This is a genomic window from Streptomyces sp. NBC_01334 (assembly GCF_035983595.1).
In the GTDB taxonomy this organism is placed as follows: domain Bacteria; phylum Actinomycetota; class Actinomycetes; order Streptomycetales; family Streptomycetaceae; genus Streptomyces; species Streptomyces coriariae.
Window position 1 is genome coordinate 7,824,763 of record NZ_CP130718.1, and the last position, 17,489, is coordinate 7,842,251.

Consider the following 17,489-nt stretch of genomic DNA (forward strand, 5'->3'; position numbering starts at 1 on the left):
GGGTCAGACGAGTCCCGTCAACCCCCGGATCGCGGACTGCGCCCACTCCTGCGCCCCGACCGCCGTCCCGGCCGCGAGGCCGGTCGCGACGGGCGCCAGGGCTCCCTTGAGCATGGTCACCGAGCGGCGGAGCCTGCCCGGCTCGGGCGACTCCGGGCCGGTGATCTCGGCGAGCACCTCCTGGGCCGCGCTCTCGGCGTCCTGGCGCTCCTGGTCGCCGAGCCCGGCCGCGGGCAGCTGCCGGAGCAGCTCGGTCACCAGCGTCGCGAGGGCCTCATGTCCCGGGGCGACCGTGTTGTTGAGCTGCTGGTTCTGGGTCGCCGTCTCGTTGTTCCAGGCGAACTGGGAGTTCGACACACCCCCGTTGAACACCGGACCGTCGTAATGGTGCACCTGCTGCGGGTCGTTCATCGGCCGACTCCGTCCTGATCGCTCTCGTTGTTCTCGTTGTTCTGGTCGGTCTGCTGCTGGATGACGTTGGTGTTGTTCCACGCCAACTGGGCGCTGTGGACCGCCTCGACGAAGACCGGCCCGTGGTAGTGGTTGACGATCGTCGGCGGCGGGGGCGGCTCCGTGATCTCCTTGACCGGCAGCGACGTCCGGAGTTCGACCAGTTTGACGCGGCCGTTGTGCTGCACCGCCACTCCCGTCGCCCCGGTCACGGCGCAGCCCGCCAGTCGGCCGCCGCAGGCGTCGTCGCAGAGCAGCCCCGTGGCCGCGCAGTCCTCGAAACGGCTGTCGGCGACGTCCAGATACGCGGAGCCCGTGCCGCACAGGCCGTACGACTCCGCGCCGGTGACGGTGAGGTGCCGTGCGACGAGCCGCGCCGTGCCGAACGCCAGGGCCCCACCGGTGCTCACGGCGGAGACCTCGCTGTCGTGCACGTGCAGCTGCGCCTCCTCGCCGGCGCCGAACCCCAGCAGCCCGCGCTCCGCCGACACCCTTCTCAGGGTCACCCGGGACTGGCCGACGGCGGCCACGGCGGCCATGTCGAAGTCGAGGATCCTCGCGTCGGTGAGCTCGGCCGTCGTACCGCCGTTGCCCCGCGTCTCCAGGCCGAACGGGCAGCGCTCGACGCGGACCTGCGCGAACTCGGCCTTGCTCTCGTCCCAGACCCGCAGTGCGACGCCGGTCAGGTCGCGCACGTCGACGCGGGTGAAGTGGCCTCTGGCCTTGTCGGTGACGGCGATGCCGACATTGCCCGCCGAGACGCGGCACCCGGTCACCCGTGGGGCACCGCCCCGGGTCGACAGCACCGCGACGTTTCCCGCGCCGGTGATCTCGCAGTCCTCGAACGTGCCACGGCCCGAGTCCTGGACGTGGATGCCGGTGTCGCGGCAGTCGGCGAACACACAGCCGCGCACCGTCGGGTCGGCACCGCTCGCCACCAGGACCCCGTTCTCGGCGTCGGTGACGCGGGTGCCCTGCACGGAGCCGCGGGACTGCTCGATGAAGGCCAGACCCGCCAGGTGCGTGGCGACGACCGTGCACCCCTCGACGGTCAGCTCCGCCCGCGTGTCCGCCATCACGGCCGCCTGCTCGGCGCCGGTGACCTCGCACCCGACGAGGTGGGCCCAGGCGTCGCTGACGCGTACCCCGTGGATCCGGCTGCCGTCGAACCGGCTGTCCCGGACCAGCACCCGGGCGTTCTCGATCACCGCGAGCCCGTTGTCGGCGGCGTCGGTGAACCGGCACCGCTCGACCTGCCCGGCGGCGCCGGCGAAGACGGTCCGGCCGTACCGGAACTCGCTGTCCGTCAACGTCACGGAGGTGCCCGGCCGGGCGTGCGCACAGACCCCGTTGTGCGCCCGGATCGCCACCCGGTCCAGGGTGAGGGTTCCCGCGTGGCAGTCGACGACGCCGGCGTCGGCGTCCCGGCCGACCAGCACCAGGCCGCGGACGGTGACCGAACCCGAGACGTCGAGCACGGTGCCGCGGGGAACGCTCACCACCACGGAACCGGCGTCACCGAGCGCGGCCAGCTCGATCTCGCCCCGGACGGAGAGCCGTTCCTCGTAGTGGCCGGGAGTGATCTCCACCCTCGCGGCCCGGCCCCGCGCGGTCGCGGCGCGCAGCGCGGACCCGATGTCGGGGTGGGTGCCACGACCCCCGTGCGGCGCGACTACGTACCTCTTGACCATGCCCGCGTCCCCCGCAGCGCCCGCCCGTGACGAATCGTCGACTCCCGGTCACCGATGCTACCGGAGGGGTCGATGGCGCCGGGGGTGCAGGCGGTGGCCTCCACCCGACCTCCCCCTGGCCGCGGACGCGCCCCGGTAATGGTTCAGGGCTTCCGGGCGACCCCCGCGTACACCGGCACGATGCCCTCCGCCTGGACCGCCACGTCCTCCGGCTCCGGGCGCCAGCCGGAGACCGGGATGACGCCCGGTCCGAGCAGCTCCAGGCCCTCGAAGAAGCGGGCGAACTCGGCCAGGGAACGCGGGTAGAAAGGCGTTCCGCTGCGCCGGAAGTTCTCCGCGGCCTTCTCGATGGCCGCAGGGTTCAGGTCCGGCGTCACCTGGGAGAGGATCAGCCAGCTGCCCGGCGCGAGCGCGGCGACGTACTTCTTCAGCAGGCCGTGCACGTCGTCGCCCGCCGGGTCGTCGCCCAGGTAGTGGGTGAGCGCCACCAGCGACAGCGCGACCGGCCGCGTGAAGTCCAGGGTGTCGGCGGCCCGGTGCAGCAGCGTGTCGAGGTCGCGGACGTCGGCGTGCGCATACCGGGTGGAGCCCTCCGCCGAACCGTGCAGCAGGGCCTCCGCGTGCCGCAGCACGATCGGGTCGTTGTCCGCGTACACGACCTTGGACTCCGGGGCCACTTCCTGCGCCACCTGGTGCAGGTTGGGTTGGGTGGGGATGCCGGTGCCGATGTCGAGGAACTGGCGTATCCCGGCCTCGGCGGCCGTGCGGACGGCCCGCTGCATGAACCGTCGGTTGGCCCGCGCCCCGCGCAGCACCGTGCCGTCCACGGCGAGGATCCTGCGGGCCAGCTCCTCGTCGACGGGGTAGTTGTCCTTGCCGCCCAGCCACCAGTCGTAGACGCGGGCCGGATGCGGCCTGCTGGTGTCGATGCGGGCGGGTGCCTGCTCGGCCTCGTATCCGGTCACGCGGGTCTCGCCTCCAGGAGAGTCAGGAGCCAGGGGTCAGAAGTCAGGAGCCAGTGCTCGGGAGCCAGGGGTCAGGATCCAGGGGTCAGGAGTCAGGGGCCGGGAGTCGGGAAGAGGCCCGGCGGGCGACGGGACGTGCTCAGAGGCTTTCGCGGGCGTCCCGCAGGATCTTCTTGGTGTGCTGCGCGGACGCGGCGTGGGTCGTCATGTGGTCGAGGACCTCCAGGTGCGCGGACACCTCTTTGCGATCGTCGAGGTACAGCGCGCCGGTCAGGTACTCCGTGACGACCATGTCGGGCAGTTCGGGCTCGGCGAAGCGGAACAGCGAGAACGGCGCGGACGTCCCCGGATGCGGGCCGGCCGCGAACTCGGAGACCTGCAGGGTGACCCGGTCGCGCTCGGCGAACTCCACGAGCCTGTCCAGCTGTTCGGACATCACGGCGGCGTCCACGCTCACCGGACGGCGCAGCACCGTCTCGTCCATCACCACCCACAGATGGGGCGGGTCGCCGCTCTCCAGCAGCCGCTGGCGAGCCAGGCGCAGCGACACATGCCGCTCGATCGACTCCGGGGTCGTCTGGCCGACGGTCCCGGCCTCCAGTACGGCGCGCGCGTAGGCCTCCGTCTGGAGCAGCCCGGGCACGAAGTGCGGCTCGTACGAGCGGATCAGCCGGGCCGCGCCCTCCAGGCTCACGTACAGGCTGAACCACTCCGGCAGCACGTCGTGGTAGCGCTGCCACCAGCCGGGCCGGTTCGCCTCCTCGGTGAGCGAGACGAACGCCTCGGCCTCCTCGTCGCCGACGCCGTAGGCCTCCAGCAGCACCTGCACATAGGGGACCTTCAGGGCGACGTCGGCCGTCTCCATGCGCCGCACGGTCGCCGGGGCCACGCGCAGGGCGCGGGCCGCCTCCTCGCGGCCGAGGCCGGCCGCCTCACGCAACTCCTGGAGCCGCCTGCCCAGTACCACCTGGCCCACCGTGGGTGCGGGCCGTCGTTCACTCACCCCACGTCTCCCCTACGCCTCGAGGCACGCGGGCCAGTGTGCCACGTTCCGGCGTCACTCTCACGGGAACGGAGTCGAACATTCATCTGGATTCTGATCTGAGGTGACGTCAGTTGACGAGCGAGTGGAGGTACTTGACCGTGGCCGGATCCGCCGGGAGGAACGTCTCGACGGCCAGCTCGGCGACCGTCACGTCCATCGGGGTGTTGAAGGTGGCGACGGACGAGATGAAGGAGAGCACCCGCCCCTCGTGCTCGATCAGCATCGGCAGCGCGAAGTGCTGGACGGGATCGGCGGGTTCGTCCACGGGCCCGCCTGCCGTCGCCGGCCCGTCCTCCGCCACCGGGTACGCGGCGACCTCCTCGTACAACTCCCGCAGCGGTGCCGAGCGGTACAGGGCGATCTGCCGCTCCATCTGCGCCAGCAGGTGACCGCGCCACTCACGCAGGTTGCGGATGCGCGGTGCGAGACCCCGCGGGTGGAGGGTGAGGCGCATCGCGTTGAGCGGCGGCGCGAGCAACGACTCCGGGACGCCCTCCAGCAGCATCGTGATCCCACGGTTGGCCGCCACCACGTCGTACCGCGCGTCCATCACCAGCGCCGGATACGGCTCGTAGCCCTGGAGCAGCCGCTCCAGACCCGCGCGCAGCGCGTCCAGCGCCGGGTCGTCCAGCGGGGTCTGCGGGTAGTGCGGGGCGTAACCGGCCGCCAGGAGCAGCGCGTTGCGCTCACGCACCGGCACGTCGAGGTGCTCGGCGAGCCGCAGCACCATCTCCTCGCTGGGCCGGGACCGGCCCGTCTCGACGAAGCTGATGTGCCGGGCCGAGGAGTCGGCGCGCAACGCCAGCTCCAGCTGGCTCATCCGCCGCCGCTCCCGCCAGCCCCGCAGCAGCGGGCCGACGCGCTGGCCTGCGGGGGCGGCGGAGGAGGCGTTCGTACTGGGCGGGACAATGGTCATACGCAAGACCGTAGTTGAGGAGCGCTTGGATGAACGACTGGCGGAAGTCTTCCCTGGAGTCGACGGCGGTGTACCGCGCCCGGGTACGGGGCTGCCTCCTCGGCGGGGCGCTCGGCGACGCCCTCGGCTACGCGGTCGAGTTCTCCTCCCTCGACCGGATCCGCGCGGCCCACGGACCGAGGGGCCTGACCCGGCTCGTGCCCGACGACGAGGGCGTGGTCGGCCGCGTCAGCGACGACACCCAGATGACCCTGTTCACCGTCGAGGGCCTCCGTACGGCGGCCAGGAGGGCCCGGCTCAAGGGGATCGGCGGAGCGGAGACCGCCCTGGTGCGCCAGGCCTACGGCCGCTGGCTCGAGACCCAGCAGCGGCCGGGGCCGGCCGACGGGGTCACGGGCGGCCTCCTCGCCGAACGCTGGCTGTACGCCCGCCGCGCCCCCGGCAACGCCTGCCTGTCCGGGCTCGCCCAGAGCCACGTTCCCGACCCGCGGGCCGAGCTGAGCGGTGCGCCCGGGCCGGTCAACCCCGGCTCCAAGGGCTGCGGCACCGTGATGCGCTCGGCGCCGTTCGGTCTGGCCCACCCCTGCGCCGACTTCGCCTTCGGCATGGCCGCCCGCTGCGCCCAGACGACCCATGGCCACCCGACCGGCTACTACGCGGCCGGAGCCCTGGCCGCGATCGTGGCGCACCTGACGCGGGGGGAGTCCGTCGAGGGCGCCACCCTGCGCGCCCTGCGGCTGCTAGGCCGCCACCCCGGCCACGAGGAGACGTCGGCCGCCCTGGACCGGGCCCTCGACCTGGCCGCCGAGGGCGACCCGAGCCCCGAGAAGGTGGAGCGGCTGGGCGCCGGCTGGGTCGCCGAGGAGGCGCTCGCCATCGGGGTCTACGCGGCGCTGGTCACGCACAGAGTGGAGGACGCCCTGCTCCTGTCCGTGAACCACTCCGGCGACAGCGACTCCACGGGTTCGATCTGCGGCAACATCCTGGGCGCGCGGCACGGCGACGGCGCGCTGCCGCACGAGTGGCTGGAGCAGGTGGAGGGCCGGGCCGTGATCGCCGCGCTGGCGGACGACCTGGCGGCCGAATGCCTGCGCGACTGAGCCGAGAGCCGCACTGGTGACCAGGGCCGTCACGGCCTTCCTGTGGCACGCTGGACAGGTACGCGACATCAGGAAGGGAGCCGTGCCATGGCCGTCGAACCGCTGTCGCAGAAGGAGATCGAGGACCGGCTGTCCGAGCTGCCCGGCTGGTCCCTGGACGGCGACCGCCTCACCCGCGCCTACCGCCTCGACTCCCATTTCGCCGCGGCCGCCCTGGTCGTCCATGTCGCGCGGATCCAGGACGAGCTCGACCACCACTGCGAGCTCACCCTCGGCTACAACACGGTGTCCCTCGCCGTGAACACCCACAGCGCGGGCGGCACCGTCACCGACCTGGACGTCGAACTCGCCCGCCGCGTGGAGGCCGTGGCCCCCGCGCACGGAGCCCGCTGACCTGCGCCGACTCGCGCCGACCCGCGCGACGGACGGGGGTGCAGGCGGGGCGGGCCGCGCGGGCCCGTACGAGCAGGGGGCGGTGGTCGGAGGTCGGCGGTCGGTGGTCACGGAACGGGGGGCGCGGGTGCTGGACTACGACGAGGAAGCCGAACGCTACGACGCCTGGCGCGGCGGCGAGCCCAGGGCGGCGGCCGCCGCGGAGGGCGTCCTCGGTCTCGTGCCGGCCGAGGCGCGCAGCCTGCTGGACGTGGCCTGCGGGACGGGCATCGTCACCCGGCGCCTCGCGGCCGGGCGGCCCGGCCTGCGGGTGACGGGCCTGGACCGGGCACCGGCCATGGTCGGCCACGCCGCCGCCCGGTTGCCCGGAGCGGTCGTCCTCGCCGACGGCCGCCGACTCCCCTTCCGGGACGGGGAGTTCGACGCCGTGAGCAGCGTGTGGCTGCTGCACCTCGTCGAGGACGCCACGGACGCGCGGCGGATAGTCGCCGAGTGCGCCCGGGTGCTGCGGCCCGGCGGGGTGTACGTCACCACCGTCGACAAGGGTGCCTCCCACAACGTGGGCAGCGACATCGATGTCGTGCTGTCCTCGCGCCCGCACCGCCCGGCCTCCGACACCGCGGCGCTGGTGGAGTCGTACGCCGTCGGAGCCGGCCTGGTCCCGGCCGGGCAGGCCCGTTTCGCCGGGCGGGGGCAGGGCCGCAGCCCGCGCCGGGCCATCGCGGACCTGCGCCGCGGCTGGTTCGTCACCCTGCCGCCCGGTCACCCCCTGGCCGACGGGTTCGCCGCCCGCCTCGCGGACCTGCCCGAGCAGGACCGGCCCCGCCCGGACCCCGCGTTCACGCTGAGGGCGTTTCGGAAACCGGTTCCCGGTTCGCTTCCGGACGGCTGAAGTCCATGACCCAGTTGGTCAGCCAGGTCTCCCCGCCGTCCAGCGAGAAGGCCTGCTCCCAGCGGGCGGACGTGTCGCACACCCCGGACCAGACGAACCGGGCCCGCACGTCCTTGCCGTCGTGCGTGTCGTCGCCGTAGAACTCACCGCGGTCGCGACGGCCGCCGTGGTGTTCGTCGGCGTCGCCGAAGCCGCCGGTCATCGGCGGGAACAGCCTGCCGCTCCGGCTGGACGACCAGTTCAGCGACCACCGGCCGCTCTCCCGGTCGAAGAGCCTCAGCGTCAGCCCCTTCGCTCCGAGGTGCGGCATGTCGATCTCGTCGATGTTCGCGGCCCCGTCGAACAGCGGCCGGCAGTGGGCCGTGGACGAGAACTCCTCCCAGTCGCTGTCGGGGTCGAGGAACTCGGTGCGCCGGCGGTGCCGTACCTCCCACGCGCCGTGGAGGAAGTCGAAGTCGTGCGGGCTGCTCATGAGCGGTCCCCGGTCGTTCCCTCGGACAGGGAATCGGTCAGGTAGGCGTCGAGGTCGGGGACTCCGGATGCGCGGCAGGCCAGCATGTGCCGTACCCACGCGTCCCGTTCGTGCAGGATCGGCGGCAGTTCCCAGACGCAGCCGATCCAGGGCCGGTCGGTCGTCACGAAGTGGCTCGGGTCGTCGTCCGGGCAACCGAGCACCGGCTGGCCCGCGGCCGCGCCCCGGAAGTGCAGGACGTTGTCCCACACCCAGCTGTAGGCGTTGAGGTAGGCGCCGTCGTCGCCGCCCCGGTGCAGCACGACGAAGGTGGCGGGCGGCGTCCCGTCCGGCGCCGGCAGCAGCTCGGGAAGGATCGCGTACGCCGCCCGCTCCACCTCGGGCGCGATGCCCGCCGGGTCGGAGGTGACGTGGTATCGCTTGATCCACCGTCCCGCCACCTCGATCGGCGGGGGCACCGTGAGCAGTTTCTCCGCGAAGGGGAGCGTGGGGGAGGGGGATGGGGAGGGGGAGGGGCCGAGGGGACGGAGATCGGGGGAAACAGGGGAAACAGAGGTCATGGGCAGGACGCTAGGCCGGCTTCACTGACATCCTGTGTCAGTGAAGTCCAGCCGACTCGTGTCGATCCTGCTGCTGCTCCAGACCCGGGGCCGGATGACCGCCGCCCAGCTCGCGGAAGAGCTGGAGGTGTCGGTGCGTACCGTCTACCGGGATGTGGAGGCACTGGGCGCGGCGGGTGTCCCGCTGTACGGCGACGCCGGTCATGCCGGCGGCTACCGCCTGCTCGACGGTTACCGCACCCGTCTGACAGGACTGACCGCCGACGAGGCGGAGGCCCTCTTCCTGGCCGGCGTCCCCGGCCCCGCCGCCCAGCTGGGCCTCGGTCCGGTTCTGGCCGCCGCGCAGCTGAAGGTCCGCGCCGCGCTGCCGCCGGAACTGCGGGCGCACGCGGACCGGATCAGCGGCCGCTTCCACCTGGACGCTCCCGGCTGGTACACGGACGCGGGGGCGGACGAGACGCCGTATCTGGCGGCGGTCGCCGACGCGGTGTGGAACAACAGGATTCTGCATACCGTATACCGTCGCTGGCGTGAGCCCACCGACGTCGAACGCCGGCTCGAGCCCTACGGCCTGGTCCTGAAGGCGGGACGCTGGTACGTCGTCGCCGGCCCTGGACCACGCACCTTCCGCGTCGACCAGATCCTCGAACTCACCGCCACCGAAGAGGTGTTCACCCGGCCGGACGACTTCGACCTGGCGGCCCACTGGACGGCGTACCAGCAGGGCTTCCACGAGCGGTTGTACCAGGACAGGGCGGAGGCGCTGGTGCGACTGGCCCCGGGAGTGACCCTCGCCCGTGCGGTGCGTCTCGACGGGCCCGCCGGGGCGGACGGCTGGACGGTGGCCAGGGTCCCCATCGAGTCCCTCGAGCACGCCCACGCCGAATTCCTGCGGCTGGGCGCGGACATCGAGGTGCTGCAGCCGCCGGAACTGCGTGAGCGGATCGCCCGGACGGTGACAGAACTGGCCGCCGTGTACGGCAACTCGCCTGTGGGCGGCGGCAACTGAGAGACGGAACCTGTCCGTCCCTCCCTGGAGGTACGTCTCGTGCAGCACCCGCATCCGCACCCGCCTTCCCATCCGCACCCGGAGCCTCATCCGCACGCGGATCCCCCTTCGCGCAGGCACCGCAGACGAAGGGTCGTCCTCTCCGCGCTGACCGCCACCGCGGCTCTGGTCGGCGCCGGACTGACCACGCTCGGCGCCGGCACGGCCGAGGCCGCCACGGCCCGCCAGGTGGAGGCCCTCGACCGGGGCGTCGTCAGCGTCCACACCGACAGCGGCAACCTGGTCAGCTGGCGCTGGCTCGGCACCGACCCCGACAGCGTCTCCTTCAACGTCTACCGGGCCGGCACCAAGGTCAACTCGACCCCGGTCACCGGCTCCACGAACTACTTCCACTCCGGCGCCCCGTCCCAGGCCGACTACACGGTCCGCGCGATCGTGAACGGCGTCGAACAGGCCGACTCCGTCCACGCGATCCAGTTCCGCACCGGTTACAAGGACGTCCCCGTCACCCCGCCGGCCGGCGGCACGACCCCCGACGGCGTCGCCTACACCTACGAGGCCAACGACGCCTCCATCGGAGACCTGGACGGCGACGGCGCCCTGGACATCGTCCTGAAGTGGCAGCCGACCAACGCGAAGGACAACTCCCAGTCGGGCTACACCGGCAACACGATCGTCGACGGCGTCAAGCTCGACGGCACCCGCCTGTGGCGCGTCGACCTCGGCCGCAACATCCGCTCCGGCGCCCACTACACACAGTTCCAGGTGTACGACTACGACGGCGACGGCAAGGCCGAGATCGCCATGAAGACCGCCGACGCGACGGTGGACGGCACGGGCGCGGTGATCGGCAGTTCCTCCGCCGACCACCGCAACACCAGCGGCTATGTGCTGTCGGGCCCCGAGTACCTGACCATGTTCAACGGCCAGACCGGCAAGGCGATGAGTTCCGTCGACTACGTCCCGGCCCGCGGCACGGTCTCGTCCTGGGGCGACTCGTACGGCAACCGCGTCGACCGCTTCCTCGCGGGAACCGCTTACCTGGACGGTTCCCGCCCCTCGCTGATCATGGCACGCGGCTACTACACGCGTACCGTGATCGCCGCCTGGGACTGGCGGAACGGCGCCTTCACCCGCCGCTGGACCTTCGACACCAACTCCTCCAGCAACACCGGCAAGGGCTACGACGGCCAGGGCTCGCACAGTCTCTCCGTCGGGGACGTCGACGGCGACGGCAAGGACGAGATCGTCTACGGAGCCATGGCGGTCGACGACAACGGAAACGGCCTGTGGACGACGAAGACGGGACACGGCGACGCCCAGCACCTCGGCGACCTCGACCCCTCGCACGCCGGCCTCGAGTACTTCAAGGTCTCGGAGTCGACCGGCCAGCCCGCCGAGCTGTACATCAACCCGGCCAACGGCACCGTCAACTGGAAGCTGGCCGCCTGCTGCGACAACGGCCGCGGAGTCGCCGGTGACATCTGGGCGGGCAACGACGGTGCCGAGGTCTGGTCGGCCTCCGACACCTCCATCCGCGACGAGGCGGGCGCGACCAAGGGCCGGGAACCGTCCTCCGTCAACTTCCTCTCCTGGTGGGACGCCGATCCCGTCCGCGAACTCCTCGACGGCACCCACATCGACAAGTACGGCACGTCCTCGGACACCCGCCTGCTGACCGGCTCGGGCGTCCACTCCAACAACAGCACCAAGGCGACCCCGTCGCTGTCCGGCGACATCCTCGGCGACTGGCGCGAGGAGGTCATCTGGCCGACCAGCGACAACACGGCCCTGCGCATCTACTCGACGCCTTACGAGACGACGACACGCATCACGACCCTGCTCCACGACACGATGTACCGCACAGGGCTGGCCTGGCAAAATACTGCCTACAACCAACCCCCGCACCCGAGCTACTTCCTCGGCAACGGTATGCAGACGGCGCCCCGCCCGACGGTCTACACGCCCTGAGTGAGCGAGGGGTGCGCGTCCCGGTCCCCGGGGCGCGCACCCACGGTCGTCAGCTCACCGTGCAGCTCTGCTCACCCAGCTTGAACGCCGCCGGTTTCGTGTTCGATCCCGACCAGCCTCCCGTGAAGCCGAAGCTCACGGACGAACCGGCCGCCACATTGGCGTTCCAGCTCACGTTCTTCGCCGTCACCGTCGAACCCGACTGCGTGTAGTCGGCGTTCCACAGTTGTGAGACGGTCTGGCCGTTCGGGAAAGCCCAGTTGAGGTTCCAGCCGGACCAGGCGCTCGTGCCCGTGTTGGCGAGCTTGACGTCCGCCTGGAAGCCCCCCGACCACTGGTTGGTGATGGTGTACGTCACCGCACAGGCACCGGTCGGTGGGGGGTCGGTGGGATCTGTCGGGTCCGTGGGATCCGTACCCCCGTCCCCGCCGCCGGTGTCGGAGGTGTCGCCGTAGATGACGCCCCGGCCGTTCGTCGAGACATAGACCCGCCCGTACACCCTCGGGTCACCCGTGATCGCCGCGCCCGTCCAACCCCACTGATGGACATCGTCGTTGACACGGGTCCAGGTCACGCCCTTGTTGGTCGAGCGGAAGATGCCACGCACCCCGGCGATCTTGGCGCTGGTGTAGAGGGTCTGGTACGACGCTCCCGTCGCCGCCTTGCCGAAACCGATCGTGTCGGCCTGCTCGACTCCCGACAGCTTGGTGAAGGTCGCGCCGGAGTCCGTGGAGTGCCACAGCCCGTACGCCCCGTCGCTCGCCCCGCCCGCCAGCCAGACATCCCCCTTCGTGCCCGGCAGCGCCTTGAATCGCACGCTGTCCCCACTGGGCAGACCGGTCGCCGCGGACCCGGTGAAGGTCGCTCCACCGTCCGAACTCACGTAGAACTTGCCCGACTTGAACCCGTAGAAGGTCTTGGGGTCGACCCGGTCGGACTCGACGATCGCGTCGGCCGGGATCCCGCTCGACGCCTGCCACGAGGTGCCGAAACCGGTGGTGTACTGCACACCGGCGCCCGCCGGGCTCCAGACGAAGCGGCTGCCGTCCGCCGCCGCGGCGACCGTCCCGCCACCGCTGACCCCCGAAGGGTCCGTCCCCGCGAACCAGTTGGCGCCGTTGTCCGTCGAGAACGCCACGTGCGGACCCGAGTCCAGGTTGCCGACGCGCACCACGGTGTTCGGGTTCGACTCGGCGTAGTCCAGGCTCGTCGTCGACGTGAAGTTCGGGGAGGTGAACATCATCGACGGCACCTTCGTCAGGTCCGTGTGGCGGAAGCCGCCGATGTCGCCCAGCGCGCTGAGCAGCGGAGCGCCTGAAGGAGGAGAGGCGATGTCCAGGACCGCCGTCTCCTCCAGCCCCTGCACCATCGGCTTGATGGTGAACTGGCCCCCGCTGTCCCAGTCGGCCAGGTTCTCCGTGCCGTAGACCGTCGCCCCCGTGCCGTACATCATGCGGCTGGAGTTGAACGGGTCGATCTCCAACGCCTCCGTCATCCAGCCGAGTTTGGGCGTCTGCTCCGGCGGCGACGGGTTGGCGCCCCAGGTCAGCCACGGCGACGACGAGACATCCATCGTGTACCGGTTCGCGCGGTTGGGATACGACGTGTAGTCCCACGCCTTCGTCCAGGTGCCACCACTGTCCGTCGAACGGAAGATCTGGGTGTCCGGCCACCAGGAACTGTAGGCGGTGGCCATGACGGTGCCCGGCTTCTGCCGGTCGATCGTCAGCCCGCTGAAGCCGTAGTACGTGTCGGCCTCCGCCACCGGACTGATGTCCGTCCAGGTCCCGGTCGCCGTCGCGTATCTCCACAGCCGGCCCTTGCCGCCGTCGTACGGCCCGCCCTTGTCGCTGTATGCGATGTACAGATAGCCGTTGACGGTATCCAGTACACCCTTGTGCGCCAGGTATCCCGTCGGCTGCCCGGCCAGCCGGGTCCAGGTCGCGCCCGCGTCCGTCGACCGGTACACCGCGTTGTCCTTGTCCGCCACGCCGACGTAGATCGTCTTCGTCGCGGTGCCGGACGTCCCCGTGGACTCGTCGAAGGTGACCCAGACGATGCCCTGGTTGTCGGAGGCGTACCCGCTGGTGTCGGTCGGATCCTGCTGGTAGTTGCCGACATTGGGGAAGTTCGTCACCTGCGACCAGGTGACTCCCGAGTCCGTCGACCGCCACAGGCCCTTGCCGCTCGGCGCGCCCAGATACAGCACGCTGTTCCTGTTCGGGTCGACCGCCAGGCGCTCGCCCATGCCGCGGCCGGGCATGTTGCCGCCCAGCTTGTAGGGCAGGTCCGTCTTCTGCCAGCTCGCGCCCCGGTCGGCGGAGCGCAGCACGGCCCCGTTGCCCGGATCCCAGCTGTTGGTGTACGTGCCGACCGCCGCGTACACCTTGTTCGGGTCGACGGAGTCGGAGGCCAGACTCACCACGCCCGTGTGCCCCCAGTCCGCCCAGCCGACCGAGTCCAGCAGCGGCGTCCAGGTCTTGCTCGACTCCTGCCAGCGGTACGCGCCGCCGATGTCGGTGCGGGCGTAGGCGAGGTTCTTCTCCTTGCGGTTGAAGACGATGCCGGGCACGAAGCCGCCGCCGTCGATCCGGGCGTTCTTCCAGGTGTACGACTCTGCGGCCAGCGTCGTCTGCGGGCTGCCGTCCGCGGCCAGTACGGGCGGACTGCCCGCGATCAGGCCGGCGGCGAGCGCCGACACGGCCATCAGGATGCCGGTTCTTCGCACGGTGGGGGTCCTTCCTCGCGAAGCCATGTGTGCGGGGGGATACGGGACGTGCGACTGCCGGGCGGCCCCTGTGCGGTAGGGGGCCGCCCGGCCTGGGCCCCGCCGTCAGGTGGCGGGGCCACGTACGCGAAACCTCGAGCGACCGCGCCGACGGGCGGTGCCACCCCGCGCCCCCGAGCCCCGAAGGGGCGACCAGGGGGCGCGGGGAGCTGCGTGACCGGCCACATCCGGCCCGCAGACGAACGCCGTCCGACGCGCGGAGCGCTCAGCGGGGGCCTATTCGAGAAGCTCCGCGTACGAGCCCATGGCCAGGGCGATGTCCGCCTGGGCCCAGAAGCGGTGGTACGTGAACACGGGTGCGGCTCCGCCCGCGAGATAGCTCTCGATCTTCGACCAGGCCGGGTCGTTCTTGTAGAAGGACCGCAGCGAGGCGAAGGTCGAGGAGGAGTTGATCGCGTCGCCGTTCGGCATCTTGCCGCTGAAGGTGCTCGGGACGTACACGCCGTCGTCGAAGCGGTTGTAGTCGGCGCGGGTCTCCGGCACCGCGATGCCGAGGGCGTCCTGGTTGTTGGCCCACATACCGTCCAGGAGAGCCTTCGCGGTCGTCTTCGCCTCCGTGTCACCGGACTTGGCGGCGTAGTACGTCAGGGTCTTGGCGTACGCGGCGGCCACGCCGACGTCGTTGGTGTAGTCGGCGACGGTGACGTGAAGTCCCGTGTTGGCGCCGGGACTTGACGCGTTCCAGGTGTCGGGCTGGCCGGACCACTGGAGCGTGGAGGGGATCAGGAAGCTGCCGTCCGGGTTGATCGTGGTCTTGGACAGCGCCCAGTCGACCCACTTGTCGAGGACCGCCTTGGCGCTCGCGTTCCCCGTCTGCTGGTAGTACTCGGCGACCCGCTCCATGGACCACGCCTGGAAGCCGAACCACTGGTTGGACGGCGGGTCGTGGTAGACGGGCTGCTGGTCGTAGTACATGCCGTAGAAGGTCGACGTGCCGGTCGGGGGAGTCGCGTAGCGGCCCGCCCAACTGTTCGTCGCCCCACCCGCGATGGCGCCTTCGCTGGACTGCAGCCAGCGGTAGAACTCCATCTGCCGGGACAACGACTTCGCCCAGTCCGCCTGGCCCGTGGCCGACTTGGGCTTCAGGTCGGCGTAACTGCTGAGCGCGTAGGCGGCGAGGGGGTTCTGGTAGCCGCCGTGGGTGTGGCTGGACCCGATGCGCCAGGCCCAGCCGGCGCTGGTGTCCGTGGCGCCGCCCCAGGCGTAGTACCAGGACATCAGGTAGTGCGAGGCGTCCTTGCCGGTGCCGGCCGCGCAGGCGGTCGGTCCGACGCAGTTGCCGATCTTCTTGAAGTACTTGTCGTACATCGAGTAGCGCAGGTAGTCGCCCATCTTCGCGGCCTTGCCGACGGTCGCGGAGACGTCGCTGCCCTTGCCCTGCGCCTCGGCCCAGATGTCCGCCCAGTACGCGGCCTGCACGGCCCGCGCGTCGGCGTCGGGGGCGTTGGTGAACTTCCACTGCTTGGCGTACGAGGCGTCGCCGGTGAACAGGTCCAGATACCCGTTCGTACCGCCGTACTTGAAGGCGTCGCAGGTCGGCTGCGGCACCGTCTCCCACACCGACTCCTGCGAGCCGCGCTGGAAGGTGTTGATGTACGACGGGCCGGTGTCGGTCGGGCCGGCCTCGCACTTGCCGGGCGCGTTGCCGTAGCCGTAGGTGTTGTCGACGTCCTGAAGCCAGTGCATACCGTAGACGTCGTCCGTACCGTATGCGGTCTTCAGTTCACCGGCTATGGGATCCGACCCCACGGACACACCGGTGTCCAGCTTCGCCGGATACTCGTTCGGAGTGTCCAGCTCGGGCGCGTACGTCGCCGGCTTCGAGGCGTTGTAGAACGAGTTGGTCGGCTGGTCGGCGTGGGTGGGGATCATGTACTTCTCCATGATGTCCCAGGCGCCGTTGAACTTGGTCCAGTCGCCGGTGATCTTCCCGTACATCGCCTGCAGCCAGAGAAGGTAGCTGTAGGCCTCGGAGGTGGTCTCGTGCCCCTGGTCCGGGGCCTCGACGATCAGTGTCTCGACCGAGTGGTACGGGATGCCCTCGGGGGAGAAGTAACCGTTTGCCGGGTTGGTGATCTTGCCGTAGAGGTCGAGGAACCGGGCGTCGTACGCCTTGGTGCCCGCGATCTCGGTGGCCGTGACCGAGGCCTTCGCATGCCCGGTGGCCGTCGACTCGAAGGTCGCGGCGCCCGTGCCCGAGGCGTTGGCCGTGATGGTCACGTTCTGGGCGGCGCTCCAGTTGGACGGCGTGAAGGTCAGGCTCGCGCCGCCCGTCACCGTCAGGCCCGTGTTGCCGGTGGTGCGAGCGGTCGTGACGGTCACGTTGGCCGACGGCTGGGTCGACAGCTTCAGCGAGTAGGTGCCCGTCTTGCCCTGCTGCACGGCGAGTTGGTTGGTGGAGGCGACCACGGCCGGTCCCGAGGCGACCGTGATGCCGACCGGGGTCGACGACGCAGAAGCGCCCAGGCTGTCGTACGCTTTGGCGACCAGAGAGTGACTGCCCACGGACAAGCCGGAGGCGGACAGGGTGTACGGCGAGCTCGTGTCCGTACCCAGCAGGGTCGTGTCGTCATAGAACTCGATCTTGCTGATGGTCGCGCCGTCGGCGGCCGCGGCGGTCGCCGCGAGCGGCACCGCGTTCCCCTGCGTGTAGACCGCGCCCGCGGTCGGGCTGGTCAGCACGGTGACCGGCGGCTGGTGCGCGCCGACACACGGGGTGCCGTTGACCGCGAAGCTCGCGGGAGCGGCGTTCGTCCCGCTGTAGGTGAACTGCCCACCCGTGCTGACCGCGGCTCCGGCGGCGATCGTCCCGTTGTAGGAGGCGTTGTTCACCGTGATCTGCTGACCGGACTGCGACCAGCTGCCGTTCCATCCGTTCGTCAGCTTCTGGTTGCCGGCGTAGGAGTACGTCAGGGCCCAGCCGCTGATCGGGTCGGTGCCCCGGTTGGTGAGGGTGAGGTCTGCGGTGAAGCCGGAACCCCAGTCATTGGTCTTGTAGTCCACGCTGCACTGAAGTACCGCCGCCTGGGCGGGAGTTGTGCTTGTGCTCAGCATGGCGAGGGGAAGCGCGAGGGCCGCCAGAGCGGCGGTCCACAGGCGCCGCGCCCCGCGGCGTCTGCGTGAGGGATCCATGGTGCTGGTTCCTCCTTGCGGCTCGGAGAAGTGGGGGAGGAGCAACAAGCCTTGAACCAGTGGGAGCGCTCCCATAGTGGGGATGGGGGTGGGGGCGGTCAAGAT

The 17,489-nt window shown here is 70.9% G+C and carries 14 protein-coding genes; 5 read left to right on the plus strand and 9 right to left on the minus strand.

Features of this window, described 5'->3' with window-relative positions; genetic code table 11:
• Positions 1–3 precede the first annotated feature (3 nt).
• The 5 genes from OG736_RS34885 to OG736_RS34905 form a co-directional block, all read right to left on the minus strand.
• Positions 4–411 carry a hypothetical protein gene (locus OG736_RS34885; protein WP_327185933.1) on the minus strand — a complete coding sequence of 136 codons (408 nt, stop codon included), beginning with the start codon at positions 409–411 and terminating at the stop codon, positions 4–6.
• Entirely contained in the window at positions 408–2,141 is a 1,734-nt protein-coding gene (locus tag OG736_RS34890; RefSeq protein WP_327185934.1) for a right-handed parallel beta-helix repeat-containing protein, read from the minus strand. Before OG736_RS34890 ends, OG736_RS34885 begins: the two co-directional genes overlap by 4 nt.
• 143 nt (positions 2,142–2,284) lie before the next feature.
• Positions 2,285–3,106, minus strand: coding sequence for an SAM-dependent methyltransferase (locus tag OG736_RS34895; protein ID WP_327185935.1), 822 nt, complete (start codon positions 3,104–3,106; stop codon positions 2,285–2,287).
• A gap of 139 nt (positions 3,107–3,245) precedes the next feature.
• Positions 3,246–4,109, minus strand: coding sequence for a Sco1979 family transcriptional regulator (locus tag OG736_RS34900; RefSeq protein ID WP_327185936.1), 864 nt, complete (start codon positions 4,107–4,109; stop codon positions 3,246–3,248).
• Between the two features lie 109 nt (positions 4,110–4,218).
• Complete coding sequence (locus OG736_RS34905; protein ID WP_327185937.1) at positions 4,219–5,067, minus strand: helix-turn-helix domain-containing protein; 849 nt, start codon at positions 5,065–5,067, stop codon at positions 4,219–4,221.
• 29 nt (positions 5,068–5,096) lie between these two features.
• On the opposite strand from OG736_RS34905, the gene OG736_RS34910 reads away from it, so the two are divergent.
• From OG736_RS34910 to OG736_RS34920, 3 genes are all read left to right on the plus strand, one after another.
• Positions 5,097–6,167, plus strand: coding sequence for an ADP-ribosylglycohydrolase family protein (locus tag OG736_RS34910; protein WP_327185938.1), 1,071 nt, complete (start codon positions 5,097–5,099; stop codon positions 6,165–6,167).
• Between the two features lie 87 nt (positions 6,168–6,254).
• Positions 6,255–6,560, plus strand: a complete 306-nt coding sequence (locus tag OG736_RS34915; RefSeq protein WP_327185939.1) for a 4a-hydroxytetrahydrobiopterin dehydratase — start codon at positions 6,255–6,257, stop codon at positions 6,558–6,560.
• Positions 6,561–6,687: 127 nt separating this feature from the next.
• Complete coding sequence (locus OG736_RS34920) at positions 6,688–7,452, plus strand: class I SAM-dependent methyltransferase (RefSeq protein WP_327187790.1); 765 nt, start codon at positions 6,688–6,690, stop codon at positions 7,450–7,452.
• Here OG736_RS34920 and OG736_RS34925 read toward each other — a convergent pair.
• Positions 7,400–7,924 (minus strand): hypothetical protein, encoded by a 525-nt coding sequence (locus tag OG736_RS34925; RefSeq protein WP_327185940.1) that lies wholly within the window; start codon positions 7,922–7,924, stop codon positions 7,400–7,402. The two genes, OG736_RS34920 and OG736_RS34925, sit on opposite strands and share 53 nt — an antisense overlap.
• Complete coding sequence (locus OG736_RS34930) at positions 7,921–8,382, minus strand: hypothetical protein (protein WP_327187791.1); 462 nt, start codon at positions 8,380–8,382, stop codon at positions 7,921–7,923. The genes OG736_RS34925 and OG736_RS34930 overlap by 4 nt, the downstream gene beginning before the upstream one ends.
• 142 nt (positions 8,383–8,524) lie before the next feature.
• Between OG736_RS34930 and OG736_RS34935 the strand changes: the two genes are divergently transcribed.
• Both OG736_RS34935 and OG736_RS34940 read left to right on the plus strand, forming a co-directional pair.
• On the plus strand, positions 8,525–9,493 hold the full coding sequence (locus tag OG736_RS34935; RefSeq protein WP_327185941.1) for a helix-turn-helix transcriptional regulator: 969 nt from the start codon (positions 8,525–8,527) through the stop codon (positions 9,491–9,493).
• A 39-nt stretch (positions 9,494–9,532) separates the two neighbouring features.
• Entirely contained in the window at positions 9,533–11,464 is a 1,932-nt protein-coding gene (locus OG736_RS34940) for a rhamnogalacturonan lyase (RefSeq protein WP_442817112.1), read from the plus strand.
• Between the two features lie 49 nt (positions 11,465–11,513).
• On the opposite strand, the gene OG736_RS34945 is transcribed toward OG736_RS34940, so the two are convergent.
• Both OG736_RS34945 and OG736_RS34950 read right to left on the minus strand, forming a co-directional pair.
• On the minus strand, positions 11,514–14,192 hold the full coding sequence (locus OG736_RS34945) for a cellulose binding domain-containing protein (RefSeq protein WP_327185942.1): 2,679 nt from the start codon (positions 14,190–14,192) through the stop codon (positions 11,514–11,516).
• Positions 14,193–14,468: 276 nt separating this feature from the next.
• Complete coding sequence (locus OG736_RS34950) at positions 14,469–17,384, minus strand: glycoside hydrolase family 48 protein (RefSeq protein WP_327185943.1); 2,916 nt, start codon at positions 17,382–17,384, stop codon at positions 14,469–14,471.
• Positions 17,385–17,489 lie beyond the last annotated feature (105 nt).